The following is a 15,111-nucleotide window of genomic DNA, read 5'->3' as shown; positions in this document are numbered from 1 at the left end:
ATCCGCAAGATAGCTCCAAGTGTGCGGCTGTATCCTCTTTTGCGCGCCCATGCTTGGCATTCTTCTAGTTGCGGTTTGGACCGCTAGCGGCGGCGTTTTGTTAGGCGAAACCCATTAGGAATGCCGCGCCTGGGAATTTGCACTTTCGATGTACTGCCGAACCCACAACATACGGAACCTAAACCGCAAGGGATTCGCCTGCAGTTATTTCGTTTATTTCGTTTATTTCGTTTATCAACCCGTCAGTGGCGTCGGTTACGACACCCACTGTGGTCACGGACCTAGTCATTCACAAGTTTTACCCTCGCTCGCAATCCGGCCAATGCGAACACGGTGCGAGTACCCTCTGGCGCGACTGTCCTGAAAACCATGGACTGAATGCGACTCGCTGGAACGTTCATCAGGACCCGTTGTGTGCCTGCGGCAGCGGATATCACGCGCTCAGGCGTAGCAAAACCTGAAGATCCGTGATCCTCAACTGCTACCCCCAACTTGCCCTCAAAAACCTCGACTGACACTTCGAGAATGTAAGTCGCGTTGTTGTCAGTCGTAGCGTTAGGCCAGTCACTTGGCGGAGTAAGGACTAGCGCGTAACTCCAGATCCGATCGGATGTTTCAATTTTCCGCCCGATCAGCGCCGAAAGGACCGTCGGCTTCTCCTTGTTCAGCAATCGACTACCGATCGCTCGCAGTCTTTCCCCCAGGCTTCGCGCTTTCCCCGATCCCAGCGATTCCTTACTCGTAGACGCGCTGCCGTCGTGAATGGAGGCAAAGTGCAGCGGCGGCGCCACCTCGCGGCCCCCAACTGTTTCAAGTGACTCGTCGAAACGCATTGGGGCGGGAAACAGCAGATTAAGCGAGACGGTGACGTCTCGATGGGAGCGCTCCCGCTGAAGCACGAAATTGTCATGGTCGAGTACTAGAGCTTCCCGATAGCCGAGGCGTGCTAGCCACGCCAAAGCCTCGCCAGCGCTTTGATTACGCTTTGCCAAAGCGTGATTGAGTTCTATGACAACTACTGGATTGTGCAAACGTAAGGTCTGCTCGGCACCGCGAATCACCTCGAAATCAAAGCTGTCGACATCGATCTTCAAACAGTCAATTCGAGGGGGCCGATGCTCGGCAACAAAGTCATCGAAGCGATAGAATGAGTATTCTCCTACGTCGCCATCACCGCCCCAGAGCCTGAAGATCCGATCTTGATGCACTCCGGTCGTCGCGCCTAGAGCAACCTGATGGATATCCACATTTGCGATCGAGTTATGAGTAAGGTTCGCGCGCAGCATTTGCGCAGTCGACGTGGGCTCAAATGACACCACACGACCGCGCGGTGCTAGCTGAGCAAACAAGATGCTATAGTACCCGACATTGGCACCGATATCGAAGATCCACCAGTCGGGTTGAACGTTCTCCACAAACCACCGCTTAGTCTCCAGTTCGCAAAGCGGGTAGTAGCTGCGGAACTCGTCATAGAATGCGACGAGTTCGATTGGGGCTCGACCTGGGATGATAGTCTCGATGGTGTCTCTCACGTCGGATCCTGTGTCATGTGTAAGTGTCAAGTTCTGTGGCCGAGGCCAACCAAGATCCAGCTCTTACGAACCCAGAACACTCGCTCAAAGGAAGACCCCCAAGTCGCAAAATTCTCGACAATCGCCTGCACAACACCGAGTGGGGCGAGGTTGTGTCGGAGTGCCTCCGGGTCTGGGCAGAAGTCATGCCAGACGCATGTTCCGCCTGGACGCAGCATACGGAGCGCCTTCTTGGTATCACTGGCCACGACCTCCGGTGTATGCCCCCCGTCGATCAGCACAGTGTCCATCTGACGGGCTTCAAAACACGACGTATCGAGGGCGCGGCTGTCACTCAGAAGTTGGTGCACTCGATTGGCATATCCGGCTTGCCGATAAAGTCGGCCTACGAAGGAGCCAGAATCTGTTGCGCCATAGAGAGTCTTTCCGTCAGGGCCACTCTCACCTTCCGCTAGGTTGATCGTCCAAATTTCTGCATCAGTAACACTTGCAACCAGTGCGGTCCCAAAACCCTCCCATGTGCCAAACTCAAAATGTCTAGCGGGGGCGAGGGCGCGCCACACCGCCCGAAGAATCGGCGCATCGTCCGCCTCCATCTTCCAATCAGACAACGGCTTTGTTTTCGCTTCTTCCGGAATGTTGAGCTTCGCTTTGGGGCCGAGGATCGATTCCAGCTGGTCAGAATCGATAATGTCAATGCTGCCGCTGGCGACAGCTTGCTCTGAATGGCGGAATGGATCATCCCAAACGGTTCGTGCCCAAGCGAGCGCGCGCGCTAAGTCCGTCAACGGAATGGTGCTCGAGTTTAACCACGGCGCCGGCACTGCACTTCCCGACCGCATGATCTCGCCGGCAACTGAGGCCAGCTCAAACTCTGTTTCGACACCATCCGGCGCAACACTGCGGAAGATTAATGAGCCAGCTTCTACCGCTTGACCGACCCAGAGGCGCACCTGCTGGATTCCGAGTTGAGGAGACAATATCCGTTCGTGAGAGACGTAGTTAGAGTCACCAATGGAACCAATGCCGATGCCCAATTCCCCTCTGCTGACGCGGACGCGGCATTCCACAATGAGGGCATCTCCTTTCGGGATCGTAGCAACACGTTCGCCATTCAGCAGATAGGTGAGGGCGTAATTCCATTGCTTAGGAGGAGTGCGCACGCGCACACGCGTAACCGCCTCCTTGCCCGCTATCAGGCGGAGAATCCGCTGGACCCACAATTGGGGAGCCACGTCAGTGCCGGCTGCTAAAATCGGCTCGTGCTGGAAAAGGCCGCGGATCTTGGCATTCATGTGAGATGATAATTTGCTGGGGCAGAGTATCAATCATTCCAGCGCGTTTTAGTCAATTGCGTCTGCACAATGCTTGATTGGGCTCGCCTGACTCCCGAATCTATGGCACGGAATGCGACGATGATCGGTAAGCTGGCTGGCTTCTGGCGCTTCTTTCAGCGTCTCCATACCGCAGGAGACGTTGGGGGCTTCGACTCTCGCAGGTTCACGGTGCAGCAAGGCATCATAGCCAGCGGGATGACTGGCGCCAGGTTTGTAGGCTCGGTTTCTGCGTGGGATTTTATTGCTAAGTGTAGCAATTCCTATCCTGTCCACGCTGCAATCTCATCCGGACTGCATTTGGATCTTGAGGTGGAAGTCCGGGCCGGCAAGTTAGACGTTGCTTTCCTGGCAAACGACGGCAAGACAGTGATCGACAATGCCGCACTGGAAATCGGCCGTAGTCGAGTTTCCCTTGAGGCTTCACGAGCAGTCGATGTTGAAGCGTTGGTGGTTCGAAGCCGGGACGGCGGCTTGGTTGATGTGGAAGTGTGTTCCCTTGAGTGCGACCTTCGGAGTGTTCCGAGCAATAAAGCCAGAGGCTTCTTGGCGAAGGATGCGATCGCCGATCTAAGAGAGAGGCTGGCTTCTACTCAAGCTGTAATCGTTGACGTTGGTGCAAACCGTGGAGACACGATTGCTGCTTTCTTGCTCCGGTTTCCCGAGGCACGCATCTGGGCTCTTGAGCCTCATCCGAAAACGTTCGACGCCATGGCGTCACGATTTTCCGGCGATGGGCGCGTTAAGCCGCGCAAGCTGGCATTGAGCGGGGCGCGCGGCCAGGCGATCATGCATTCATATTCGAATGCTGCCATCAATTCGCTTTCGCCTGTTGCGGTTGCCGGTGAACGACTGATCGATGGGCCTGTCACCGCTGAGGCTCCTGTCGTTGTTGATCATCTCTCGCTCGGTGAGTTCTTAAAGGCGGAAAGCCTAGAGAGTGTCGACATACTGAAACTCGACACACAGGGGCACGAACTTGAAATCCTGCAGGGCCACTCGGAACTTCTCCGACGGGGGTGCGTCAAGTTTATCTTGGCGGAACTCTTATTCTCACCACTTTACTCCAAACAGGCCCAGGCAGGCCAAGTGATATATTTGCTCGAATCGTGCGGATTCAAGGTATTTGATCTTTATGATTTCGTTTACGACACGAGGTCAGGCCTGAAGTGGGGCGATGCCCTCTTCGTATTTGATGAGTCTTTGAGAACTTGACGGAGCTGCATCGGTGGGCTAGCCGGTGCCCATGACTCGGAATCGCACTGGTTGAGAGGTATGCTTAGCGCTCTCGCTAGCAAATGATGGGAGCACAATGGTGAGTGAGGCGGGCGTTCTAGCGAAGCTTTCGGGGTCTCTGCGCGCGAAGTTTTTTGAGCGCACTCCCTCTGTGAAGGAACGTAAGCGGGAAGGGACCGAAGCCTCCAGTGTCGAAATGCTTGTCCGGCGTGCGTTTGCAGTCGCTCGAGGTGGTGACATTCAGTCGGCCATTAGACTTTTCGATGAAGCTCTATCGCAAGCACCCGATCTCGTCGAAATAAATGAGGCTCGTGCAGAGCTACTCGATATGGCAGGCCGTACCGACGAAGCAGCGGCTGGCTATGCGAGGGCGCGACGGCTCCAGGCGGCGGTGCGGCACGGGCCGCCTGACCGTCCATTTGCGATGCGCCTGCGAGGCAACTTCATAGTGCAGATCCACAATTATGCAGTCGTGATCCGCTCGCTGAGCAAGAATGCTCTTCCGTATCTTGCTCGGGGAAATGCATATCTGGCGAGCAATCAGCCCGAGAGAGCAATAAACGATTATGATGCCGCGCTCAGGGTGAAGCCCGGGATCGTAGATGCCATTGTCCTAAAAGCCGAGGCTCTTTTGCAGCTGGGCCGGTACGGAGAAGCGCTGGCGGTTTTGAATACTGCGCTTGGCACGCCTTCCGCAGACCTGCGAAGCACAAAGGCCGCAATCCACATGGCACTTGGCGAAGTAGATCTTGGGAATTCCGAACTAAACGCCCAACTCGAATTGTTGCCAGTTTCTCAGTCTGCTGCCCGAGGCTGTGTTGCTATGCGCCTAGCATCATATGACTTAGCCGCAGCTGAATTCGAACGCGCATTACTTCAAAGCCCAGCGGATTCTTACTGGCAGTTGTATCGTGGTACTGCGCTCATGCGATTGGGACAGAAAATGGCGATTGAAGTTGTGCCCGACGAGAACCAAGTTTGGCCGCAGTTGCTATTGGCGTACCAGGCTGGCCATGTCCGCGAAGAGGATGTGATCGCGCGGGCTGATACTAAAGGCCGTCGTGCTGAAGCTTCGTTTCAGTTTGGTGTTGCTTCCGCGGGTCGTGATCTGGCAGCTGCTAAGCGTCACTGGCAGGCGGTGCTCGAACAAGCAGCCCCCACAATGATTGAGTACGCAGCTGCGCGCAATGAATTGCCTCGTGCCTGATTTCAACTGACCGATAGATAGAAGGATAGGGATGTTCTCCGTCATCCTGTACGGCCGCAACGATAGTCACGGCTACAACCTGCATAAGCGCGCGGCGGTAAGTTTTAATGCGCTTGCTGAAGTGATGTCCGATCCAGACGACGAGATTCTTTTCGTCGACTATAATACTCCGGACGATCATCCGACTTTTCCTGAAGCAATCCACGATACGCTGACGGACAAGGCAAAGAAGCACATGCGAATACTGCGCGTGCGGCCCGAGCACCACCTTCACCTAAGGTCGAAAACTCACCTGGTCGCCCTTGAGAGCCAGTCGCGAAATGTTGCGCTACGTCGCTCCAATCCTAACAATCGTTGGATTCTCTACACCAACACAGATATGCTTTTGGTGCCGAGGAATGAACAGGAATCGCTAAGTGATATCCTAGGCGCGATTCCCGACGGATTCTACCAGATACCCCGCTTTGAGCTTCCTGAGATGCTCTGGGAGGCTGCGTTCGACCGCCGAGACCCGGCCGGGAATTTAGCGAAGCTAAGGGGGTGGTCGGTGCAATATCACCTGAATCAGGTCGTCCACAACTTCATGCCGATGAAGTATGATGCGCTGGGCGACTTTCAGGCAGCACTACGCGAAGATATGTTCGCGATCCATGGCTTTGACGAGGAGATGATCCTCGGTTGGCATTGCGATTCAAATTTGGCTGCGCGACTTGCTCTTTTTCGTGGTCGCGTGGATACCCTGGTCGATAAATTGTTTGGATACCACTGCGACCATACCCGGGTGGCTGCCGCCAATAACAAGGGACGTCAGACCAAGATGAACGATCAGAATCGTTTCATTTGGGATGTCACCACTCCGTTTTTGCCCGCCCAAGCCGAGACTTGGGGTTGGCCTGACCTGAATATCGAAGAAGTTCGTTTGGATCGCGATACTTCCTATGAGCGATTCACGTCCGGTCTCGACGCAGCGCTTGAGCCTGCCACTGTGCCTTATACGACCACCAGTCTTGAATGGCAGTTGTACGATGATCTCACTTATGATCTGGCGCACACGCTTCCGTTTGTATGTGATCAGGTCCTAACTTATCCGCGTGAAACCAAGGTCTTTATCGGCGCAGCGCGCGCAGAATTTGTTGCAAAATTCGCTGCGGCGTGGCGGGCGATGGGGTTCTCGGGCGAGATATTGCTCCCCAACGAATTCGAAGGCTTACCGAGCGATCTAGCTCAAGTCCGGCGCGGCCCGTTTAGGCAACTCGTTACTGAAGCAGATCTCTTCATTTTTGAGTTCGGTCTTGCAACACAGCACCTTGACGAACCCGTCCGGCGGGGACGCCTGATCGGGCCTGCGGATCAAAAGCGTTTGAAGACTATTGAGCGGCTTTTCAGACTTGCGGCATCAATGGAAGAAGAAACGCGGCCTGCCGAACGTCGTACACCCCGACGGTTCATCGGTGTGAACGTGATTTACAACAAGTACTGGCCTCTGTTTACGGATTACGTGGGGGCGAACATTAATCCATTTTGTAGTCAGGTATTGGCGGGACTTCCCAGAGTAGACCCGTCCCTTCGGGGCAAAGTGCTGCGCTTTCGGGCAAGGCGTGCTGTCTGACGGCACTGATGCCAGATCCGCGTTATCGCAAACCAATAATGACGGCAAATGGACCGATCAACTATTCGCATTAACGCGGCAATAGATCAGTGGAACGGGGAGGTTGCGCGGGGGGGAGACGTCACATAGGTTGAAACATGGCCGAACTTCCTCCGAGTAGATTCGCCAGGGCGGCGGAAGCAGATGCGTTAAGGCGCGCAACAAACGCCGATTTTACGCCTAATGCTAATCGCAAGGCCGTTATGGAATTTAACGGATTCGCTACGACTGAGACTTGCGAGCTCAGCTGCGTCTTTTGCCACTTTAATGGTCCCAACGCGATCAAGAAGGCGCGTACCTTAGATCAGGATCTCGTAAAGAAGGGATTGGAGCAGGTCCCAGCGGGCCGAAAAGTACACTTCGCGGCCACTGGTGACTTCTTTCAAGATCCACACGCTCTAGATCATCTTCGCAACAGCATCGAACTCGGACATCCAGTCAACGTTTTGAGCCACGGCCAGTCGATGCCACCTGACCGGCTCGAAGAAATGCTGGCGATGGGTGTTCGAGAGTTTCGCTTTAGCGTCGACCATATCGAACCCCGGCAATATGCTAAAATACGTCGAGGAGGGGATCTCGACCGGGTTCTTTCGACGATCGCCTATTTGCGCACCCGGAAGGCCGATCTGCCGGATATCAGTATTGAGGTGAATTGCATTCTAATAGGCGATGCGCGCGAGCGTATGGAGGAATTTGCTGAGTTCTGGTCAACTCGCGTAGATGCAGTCTATTTTCATGCAGAGTACTATGACGTTCTCAGGTTCCGGAACCTATTCTTCGTACCGGAAAAGCGAAACGATTGTCACATCCAGCTATACGTTTTGCCCTCCGGTCAGATTGCGCCTTGTTGCGCGATGATGGTTCAGGCTCATGAGGAAAAAGTCTCTTGGCTACCCAACATCGCGGACACGCCGTTGCAGGTCGCCTATGAACAGCTCTGCGATATGTACGAGGATCCCAACAGCGAATTGGGCAAAGTCTGCGCAAAGTGCGATTGGTGGGTTATGTGGAGCGAGCACCGCGATGGGTGCACGCCTTACCTAAAGTCAGTCCGCTTCGACAAACCCGAGCAAGTTGTTGAAGCTGTTTCGTTATCACCCACGTCCACTGGCGTCGTCGATCGCATCCGACAGTGGTTTATATCGCTCATCAAAGCATAATCCCGAGCAGTGGTAAGCCGAACATGCCTACCTCCCGCATGTTCAGCTCAGCGGCCAGAACCGAGGTATAGTAGGTCGGCCGCTTCCTCGAACTTGTCGGCGGGCAGGGTCCGCCACAGGTCGAGAACGGTCAGGCGCTGGCCCTGCCGCTTGCACCAGTCAGGTGAAATCTCCTTGTACTGCGGCCAGCCGGTCGCGACGATCAGCAGGTCGCTTTCGCGCACCGCACTCTCGATCGAGGACGCTCCCACCACCTTGTCGCCCAATACGGCCAGCGCCGCATCCTGGGCCAGCGGATCGTGGACCGTGACGACATAACCGGCGTCGGCGAGCTTGGCGGCCAGCTTCACGCTGTGGCTTTCCTCGACCACCGGCGTGTGCGGCTTGTAGGACAGGCCGAGGATGGCGATGCGCGTGCCGGCCTTGGCGAACTTCGAGACGAGGGTGGAAAGGCGCTCGACCTGGAAGTTGTTGATGCGGTCGGTCGCCTCGGCCACGTCCGCGCGCGCGCCGATCTTGCGGGCGAAGGCGGCGAAGGCCACGTTGTCGCGCGGGAAGCAGGGGCCGCCATAGCCCATGGCGCCCTTGAGATACTTCGCGCCGATGCGGGTGTCGGCGCCCAGCGCCTTGGTCACGGCGTCGACGTCGGCGCCCGGGATACGGTCGCAGATGTCAGCCAGCATGTTGGCGTAGGAGATCTTGGTGGTGACATAGGTGTTAACCGAGATCTTGGTGAGCTCGGCATTCACGAAGTTCATGCGCTGCACGGGCGGCTTCTTTTCGCACATCTGCAGGTAGATGGTCTGCAGCATGTCGCCGGCCTTGGTGTCGCTCTCGCCGATCAGGATCGAGTCGGGGAAGAGCATGTCGCGCACGACGCTGCCCAGCGCGATGAATTCCGGATTGTAGCAAAGGCCGAGGTCCGGACCGACCTTGCGGCCGGAGGCGGCTTCGAGAGCGTCCTTGATCTCGGTGCCCGTCGTGCCGGGCATTACCGTGCTGGTGATGACGACCATGTGGTAGCCCTGCTTGTTCTTCAGGGCCTTGCCGAGCGTCTCCATGGCCTGGAGCACGAAACGGTTGGAAAAGAAGCCGGTGCTGTCCGACGGCGTCGGGACGATCACGAAGCTGGCATCGCTCTTCTGGATCGCCTCGTTGGCGTCCATCGTCGCCGAGAGGCGCTCCTTGCTGGCGGCGATCAGCTCGTTCAGCTGCGGCTCGACGATCGGCATCTTGCCGGCGTTCATCGCGTCGACAAACGTCTTGTTTACATCCAGGCCGATGACGGTGAAGCCGCGGCTGGCGAGAACGGCAGCCAGAGGGGCGCCGAGCTTGCCGAGACCGACGACCGAGACGCGAGGCAATGTTCCTGAGGTCATTTCCATGTCCGTTTTGAAGGCCGGTACTGATACTGGCGCTTGCGTCCCGATGCCACCCCGATTTTGCAGGGGCGTGACGGGCAAACACAGCTTGCGCGGTCCCGTCGCAGGGGCGAAATATCGGTCAAATCAGGCGCCAGGCGCAGGGGATGTGGATGAAAGTGGAGTTTTTGGCCTTTCCGAAGGCCTTTGCAGGCAATGTCGCGGTGTTCGTCGGGGCCGAGAAACAGCTTCTGGCGGCCGCCGAGGCCATCGACGCGGCGGCCGACGGGGCCGTGGCCCGCGCCCTCGAGGCTGGGCGCTTCAGCGGCGCCAAGGGCCAGACCCTGACCGTTCTCGGCCACTCCGGTGATGTTGCACGCCTCCTGCTACTGGGCGTTGGCAAGGGACAGGACCTCGATGCCCGGGCAGCCGAGGAACTGGGCGGTGTTGTCGCAACCGAGGCCAATGCCGCCGGCCACACCGCCGTGACGGTGGTCGTCGACCCGGTCGAGGGCAGCCGCCTGTCGCCGGCCGAGATGGCGGCCCATCTGGCGCTGGGCGTCCGCCTGCGCAGCTACCGTTTCGACAAATACAAGACCAAGGACAAGCCGGAGCAGAAACTGTCCCTGCAGCGGCTCACCGTGGTGCTGGCCGCGCCCGCCGACGCCCGCAAGGCGTACGCCCAGCTCGAGCCGGTGGTGGACGCGGTCTTCCTCACGCGCGATCTCGTGAGCGAGCCGCCGAACGTTCTCTATCCGGCGGAGTTTGCCCGTCGCGCCAAGGAACTCACTAAGCTCGGCGTGAAGGTCGAGATTCTGGGCGAGGCCGAGATGAAGAAGCTCGGCATGGAGACCCTGCTGGCCGTCGGCCAGGGCAGCGGGCGCGACTCGCAGCTCCTCGTCATGAAATGGATGAACGGCCCGAAGGGCCAGGCGCCCGTAGCCCTGATCGGCAAGGGCGTGTGCTTCGATACCGGTGGCATCTCGCTGAAGCCGGCCGCCGGCATGGAAGACATGAAGTGGGACATGGGGGGCGCCGGCGCCGTTACCGGCGCCATGAAGCTGATCGCCGGCCGCAAGGCCAAGGCGAACGTCGTGGCGGTGTGCGCTCTCGTCGAGAACATGCCCGACGGCAATGCCCAGCGTCCGGGCGATGTCGTGAAGTCGATGTCGGGACAGACGGTCGAGGTCATCAACACCGATGCCGAAGGCCGCCTGATCCTGTGCGACGCCATGTGGTACGCCCAGCAGAAGTTCAAGCCGCAGGCGATGGTCGAGCTTTCGACCCTCACCGGCGCCATCGTCGTGGCGCTCGGTCATGAGCGGGCCGGACTGTTCTGCAACGACACCGAGCTGTCCAACCGCCTACGCGCGGCTGGTTCGGGGATCGGCGAGAAGCTGTGGCGCATGCCGCTCGGGCCGAAGTACGACAAGCTCATCGACTCCGAGATCGCCGACATGAAGAATGTCGGCGGTGGGCGCGATGGCGGCTCGATCACGGCCGCGCAGTTCCTGCAGCGCTTCGTGCAGGAGGGCGTCGCCTGGGCCCATATCGATATCGCCGGCGTGGCCTGGTCGGGCAAGGGCGATACCATCACGCCCAAGGGCGCGACCGCCTTCGGCGTGCGCCTGCTCGACCGGCTGATCGCCGAGAATTACGAAGGCTGACCGAGCCGATGGCGACCGAGGTCAACTTCTATCACCTGACCCGATCGTCACTGGAAGACACGCTGCCGCGCCTGCTGATCAAGACGTTGCAGGCGGGGGAGCGGGCGGTGGTGCTGCTCGGGTCGCCGGAACGGGTGGATGCGTTGAACACCCATCTCTGGGTCTACGATCCCGACGGCTTCCTGCCGCACGGCGCGGCGCGTGACGGTGAGGCCGACAGGCAACCGGTCTGGCTCACTCATCTCGACGAAAATCCGAACGGCGCCGCTTTCCTCTTCGTCGCCGATCGCGCCAGGTCGGAGAAGGTCGGGGACTACAAGCGCTGCTTCGAACTGTTCGACGGCCGCGACGAGACAGCCGTCGACGACGCGCGCGAGCGCTGGAAGGCCTACAAGACCGCAGGGCACACGGTGGCCTATTGGCAGCAGACGGACACTGGCGGCTGGGAGAAGAGGGCCTGAACTAACGGCTGTCGCGCGGCCGCAGATAGGCGCGCCAAGCGGCGGCCAGGCGTTCGCGCAACGGGATCGGCCCTTCCGGTCGGTAGAAATCCGGCGGATCGGATTCGAAGTGCGCCATGTAGCGTCGGTAGTCGAGCGGCCGGGCGCGGTCCGGCTGCGCCTGGGCCGCGAGCAGATCGAGGCCGCGATCGACATCGAGTACCGCCGCCAACCTGTCTCGACAGCCCAGCAAGAGCTCGGCAGCGGCGTCGGGAACGTCCCAGGTGGACAGGATTGCCGCCAGCTTCGCCACCTTCTCGGCGCTCAGCTCCGCCCGCCGCGCCGGACCGTCGGGGCCGAGCAGATCGAGGGCATAGTAGGCCTCGCCCTGGAACGGCCGGCCGGAATGAGTTTCCGCTGGCGTCGGCCAGATGTAGCGGGCGGGCAGGGCGCGCGAGGAATAGTTGCGCACGTCGAGGCGGAAGAGATCGAAGCCATGCCGGCGCATGAAGCGATCGGTGTTGTGGAACGAATGTTCGTCGGCAGCACCGTCGCCCACGAAGTTCACCTCCATCTGCACGGCCAGCAGGTTCGCCGGCAGCCGTCCCTCGAAGCTCTGCAGGATCTGCCAGTCGATGCCGTCGGTATCGATCTTCAGGTAGTCGAGGTCGTTCCAGCCGCGCGCGGCGAGAAGGTCGGGTACGACCACGGGCTTCGACGGATCGGCGAGACCGGTGAGCTCCCAGGCGTTGTGGCGGAGCTGTTCCTCGGTGGTGGCCGTCCGCAGCTTGGCGTCGCGGATTTCGCGCGTGCGCATGAAGCTCATGCGATCGCGCATCTTCATGATGAGCGGCGCCGCCGGACCGGCAGAAAGGTCGATCGGCTCGTCGGCGCGGGGGCTCACGAAGGCTGCCACGTAGGAGACGTCGGGGTTTTTCTCCTCTGCAGCGAGACGCTGGCATTCGCTCGCGCTGGCGTCGATGCCCAGCGCCTTCAGCCTGTCGCCGAAGGCGCGCCACTTCGGGTCGAGACCTCCGGAGCAGCCAATGTCCAGAAGCGCGAACCGTTCCGCCTTCAACCCTTGGGCGACGAACGCCGTAAACGACATCGCGAGGGCCGAACTCAGACCGTGGCGACGGGAGTGGCGGGCGAACCGACCGCGCCGGGAAGACGCAGGGGCGGCGCCGTCAGCAGAAAGCGCGAGCGCTGCCTCTCGCGCAGCCAGAGCGCCAGATCCTTCAGCCACCAGATCTCGCCGAGATTGAGCCCCAGCTTGAACAGGCAATGATTGTGGAGCGGTAGCGACGGATGCTCGGCATCCTCGGGACCGGGCTTGGCCGGCACGGCTTCGACGCCATAGTTGTCGGCGATCAGCGCGGAGATCTGACTGTCGGTGATCCACTGCAGCAGGCGCTTGTCGCGGCCGTCGAGCACGCAGCACATCGCGTGCGCGCGGGCCGGATCTACATTCTTGTTCATCTTCATGATCTCGTCGGTGAAGCCCGTGTACAGCAGCAGCATGTCGCCGGGTTCGACCACGACCTTGTCGGCATCGAGCACGCGCTTGAAATCGTCGTAGCTCACATACTTGTGGTCGCGCCCGTAGTGCTTCTCCAGATCGACGAGCACGGCGCGGCCCTGGATCGCCTTGGCCGCCATGTTCTCGACGCCGAGCTTGTGGGCGTAGGAGAGGTGGCCGCAGCCGTCGCGGCCGGCGTCGGGCAGCGGACCGACCACGTCGGAGCCGGCCTTGAACCCGTTGTAGTAGAGCGGCTCGGGTACCCCGTTGCCATCGGCATCGAACAGGCCGCCGACATGGGCCAGCGTGTCCCACTGCGTCGAGTACTGCAGCGTCAGGATCACCCGGTCGTCGCTGGCGACGTCGACGAACTGCGGGTTCAGGCTGTTGGTCAGGAAGTTGAAGCGCCAGCCATTCTCGTCACCCGTGGGCGACAGGACGGGCGGCAGGCGGCGCGGGTTCAATACATTGCCGCCCGGGAAGTCGAGCGGGAGACTGAGGCAGAACGATATTCCTTCCTTCACCTCGGCAATGCCCTCGATCACCTTCTTCGGCGTGATCAGGTTGAGGCGGCCGAGCTGATCGTCGTCGCCCCAGTCGCCCCAGGTCGATCCTTCAGGGCGATGTTTCCAGCGCTTCATGATGCGTTTCTCCCTCTTGCCGGCGGGGACACTACAAGGGCCGTCGGAGCGCGTCATCACATGCGCATGGCTCCCCCGCGCATTTCCGGAAACGTTCGCCATGCGGATCGCGTATGATGATCGGGACGAGGTTTCCATGTCCGCTGCCACCGCCCCGCCGCTCAAGCATGATTTCAGGGTAATCAGCCTGATCGGCGTCGCCCACGGCGTGAGCCACTACTACCAGCTCGCGTTCGCGACGATGCTCCTGATCGTCCGTCAGGAAGCAGGGTTGAGTTACGCCGATGTCGGCATGCTGGCGGGGATCTTCTACGGCGTATCGGGTGTGGCACAGACGGCGGCGGGTTTTGCGGTGGACCGCTTCGGTGCCCGCCCCATTCTTGCTGGCGGCCTGTTCGTCGTCGGCCTCGGCTTGGCGTGCATCTCGGTCGCGCATTCCTTCCTGGGGTTTGCCGGAATCGCCGTCATCGCGGGTCTGGGCAATTCGGTCTTTCATCCCGCCGACTTCGCGCTGCTGAATTCGTCGGTGAACACGCATCGTCTCGGGCGGGCCTTCAGCATTCATGGTCTCGGCGGCTCGCTGGGATGGGCGGCCGCCCCAGTGATGTATTTCCTCGACAGTATGTTCGGTTGGGTGGGGGCGGCGCTGATCGGCGCCTTGCCCGGCATCGTGCTGTCGGGACTGGTGCTCGTTCATCGCGAGCAGCTGGTCGATCACAGGGTCAAGGTCCGGGCCGCCGCGGCCCAGGCGGGCGGACGGCCGGGGCTGGCGCTGTTCCTGCAGCCCACGCTGCTGCTCTGCCTCGCGTACTTCGCGCTGATCGCCGCCAACACGGTCGGCATCCAGCAGTTCGCCGTGCCGGCCTGGAGCGGTATGTTCGGCGTCACGGAAAACTATGCCGCCTTCTGCCTGATCGTGTTCATTGCCGGCTCGGCCGCGGGCATCCTGGTCGGCGGCTATTTTGCCGACCGCGTCCGCCGGCACGATCTGGTGGCGGCGTTCGGCCTCCTGGCGGCGGCGGCCCTCACCGTGCCGATCGCGACGCAGGCCGTATCGGCGACGCTGCTGCCGGTGCTGCTGGCGCTGGCGGGAGCCGCCGGCGGCATCACCAATCCGTCGCGCGACATGATCGTGCGCGGCGCGACGCCTCCCGGCGCGTCGGGCAAGGTCTTCGGCTTCGTTTATTCAGGGCTCGACATTGGCTCGTTCGTGGCACCGCCGCTGTACGGCCTGCTGATGAACAGCGGCCTGCCGGCCGTGATCTTCTGGATCGCCGTCGGGCTCTACACCTTCAATGCGGGGATGGTGATGCTGATCCGCAACAGCAGCACCCGCAAGCCGGCCTACCCTGCGGCGGCCGAGTAG

At 60.0% G+C, this 15,111-nt stretch carries 12 protein-coding genes; 7 read left to right on the top strand and 5 right to left on the bottom strand.

Translation table 11 applies throughout. The features are described 5' to 3' along the window. Positions 1-281 precede the first annotated feature (281 nt). A complete protein-coding gene (locus ACO07I_RS03935) occupies positions 282-1,532 on the bottom strand; it encodes an FkbM family methyltransferase (protein ID WP_422014524.1) in 1,251 nt (416 codons plus the stop codon). 26 nt (positions 1,533-1,558) lie between these two features. Beyond that, positions 1,559-2,827, bottom strand: a complete 1,269-nt coding sequence (locus ACO07I_RS03930) for a class I SAM-dependent methyltransferase (RefSeq protein ID WP_422014522.1) — start codon at positions 2,825-2,827, stop codon at positions 1,559-1,561. A 120-nt stretch (positions 2,828-2,947) separates the two neighbouring features. Here ACO07I_RS03930 and ACO07I_RS03925 point away from each other — a divergent pair, with 120 nt between their 5' ends. The 4 genes from ACO07I_RS03925 to ACO07I_RS03910 all read left to right on the top strand — a co-directional run bounded on the left by ACO07I_RS03925 (position 2,948) and on the right by ACO07I_RS03910 (position 8,117). Continuing rightward, positions 2,948-4,081: an FkbM family methyltransferase gene (locus tag ACO07I_RS03925; protein ID WP_422014520.1), complete on the top strand. Its 1,134-nt coding sequence runs from the start codon at positions 2,948-2,950 to the stop codon at positions 4,079-4,081. 100 nt (positions 4,082-4,181) lie between these two features. Further along, the gene (locus tag ACO07I_RS03920) at positions 4,182-5,309 is read left to right on the top strand and encodes a tetratricopeptide repeat protein (protein ID WP_422014518.1); all 1,128 of its coding nucleotides are present in this window, start codon (positions 4,182-4,184) and stop codon (positions 5,307-5,309) included. Positions 5,310-5,340: 31 nt separating this feature from the next. Beyond that, the gene (locus ACO07I_RS03915; protein ID WP_422014516.1) at positions 5,341-6,918 is read left to right on the top strand and encodes a hypothetical protein; all 1,578 of its coding nucleotides are present in this window, start codon (positions 5,341-5,343) and stop codon (positions 6,916-6,918) included. 137 nt (positions 6,919-7,055) lie between these two features. Continuing rightward, on the top strand, positions 7,056-8,117 hold the full coding sequence (locus ACO07I_RS03910) for a radical SAM protein (RefSeq protein WP_422014514.1): 1,062 nt from the start codon (positions 7,056-7,058) through the stop codon (positions 8,115-8,117). A 47-nt stretch (positions 8,118-8,164) separates the two neighbouring features. On the opposite strand, the gene ACO07I_RS03905 is transcribed toward ACO07I_RS03910, so the two are convergent. Then, entirely contained in the window at positions 8,165-9,496 is a 1,332-nt protein-coding gene (locus ACO07I_RS03905) for a UDP-glucose dehydrogenase family protein (protein WP_422014512.1), read from the bottom strand. Between the two features lie 155 nt (positions 9,497-9,651). On the opposite strand from ACO07I_RS03905, the gene ACO07I_RS03900 reads away from it, so the two are divergent. Together ACO07I_RS03900 and ACO07I_RS03895 are read left to right on the top strand one after the other, a co-directional pair. After that, the gene (locus ACO07I_RS03900) at positions 9,652-11,145 is read left to right on the top strand and encodes a leucyl aminopeptidase (RefSeq protein WP_422014510.1); all 1,494 of its coding nucleotides are present in this window, start codon (positions 9,652-9,654) and stop codon (positions 11,143-11,145) included. A gap of 8 nt (positions 11,146-11,153) precedes the next feature. After that, the gene (locus ACO07I_RS03895) at positions 11,154-11,606 is read left to right on the top strand and encodes a DNA polymerase III subunit chi (RefSeq protein WP_422014508.1); all 453 of its coding nucleotides are present in this window, start codon (positions 11,154-11,156) and stop codon (positions 11,604-11,606) included. A gap of 1 nt (position 11,607) precedes the next feature. Here ACO07I_RS03895 and ACO07I_RS03890 read toward each other — a convergent pair whose 3' ends face one another. Further along, positions 11,608-12,693, bottom strand: coding sequence for a hypothetical protein (locus ACO07I_RS03890; protein ID WP_422014506.1), 1,086 nt, complete (start codon positions 12,691-12,693; stop codon positions 11,608-11,610). A 14-nt stretch (positions 12,694-12,707) separates the two neighbouring features. Continuing rightward, positions 12,708-13,745, bottom strand: a complete 1,038-nt coding sequence (locus ACO07I_RS03885; protein ID WP_422014504.1) for a cyclase family protein — start codon at positions 13,743-13,745, stop codon at positions 12,708-12,710. Positions 13,746-13,881: 136 nt separating this feature from the next. Between ACO07I_RS03885 and ACO07I_RS03880 the strand changes: the two genes are divergently transcribed. Beyond that, positions 13,882-15,111, top strand: a complete 1,230-nt coding sequence (locus ACO07I_RS03880; RefSeq protein WP_422014502.1) for an MFS transporter — start codon at positions 13,882-13,884, stop codon at positions 15,109-15,111.

This window comes from Reyranella sp., assembly GCF_965227665.1.
In the GTDB taxonomy this organism is placed as follows: Bacteria; Pseudomonadota; Alphaproteobacteria; order Reyranellales; family Reyranellaceae; genus Reyranella.
Note: the sequence above shows the minus strand (reverse complement) of the source record. Positions and strands in the feature narration are given on the sequence as shown.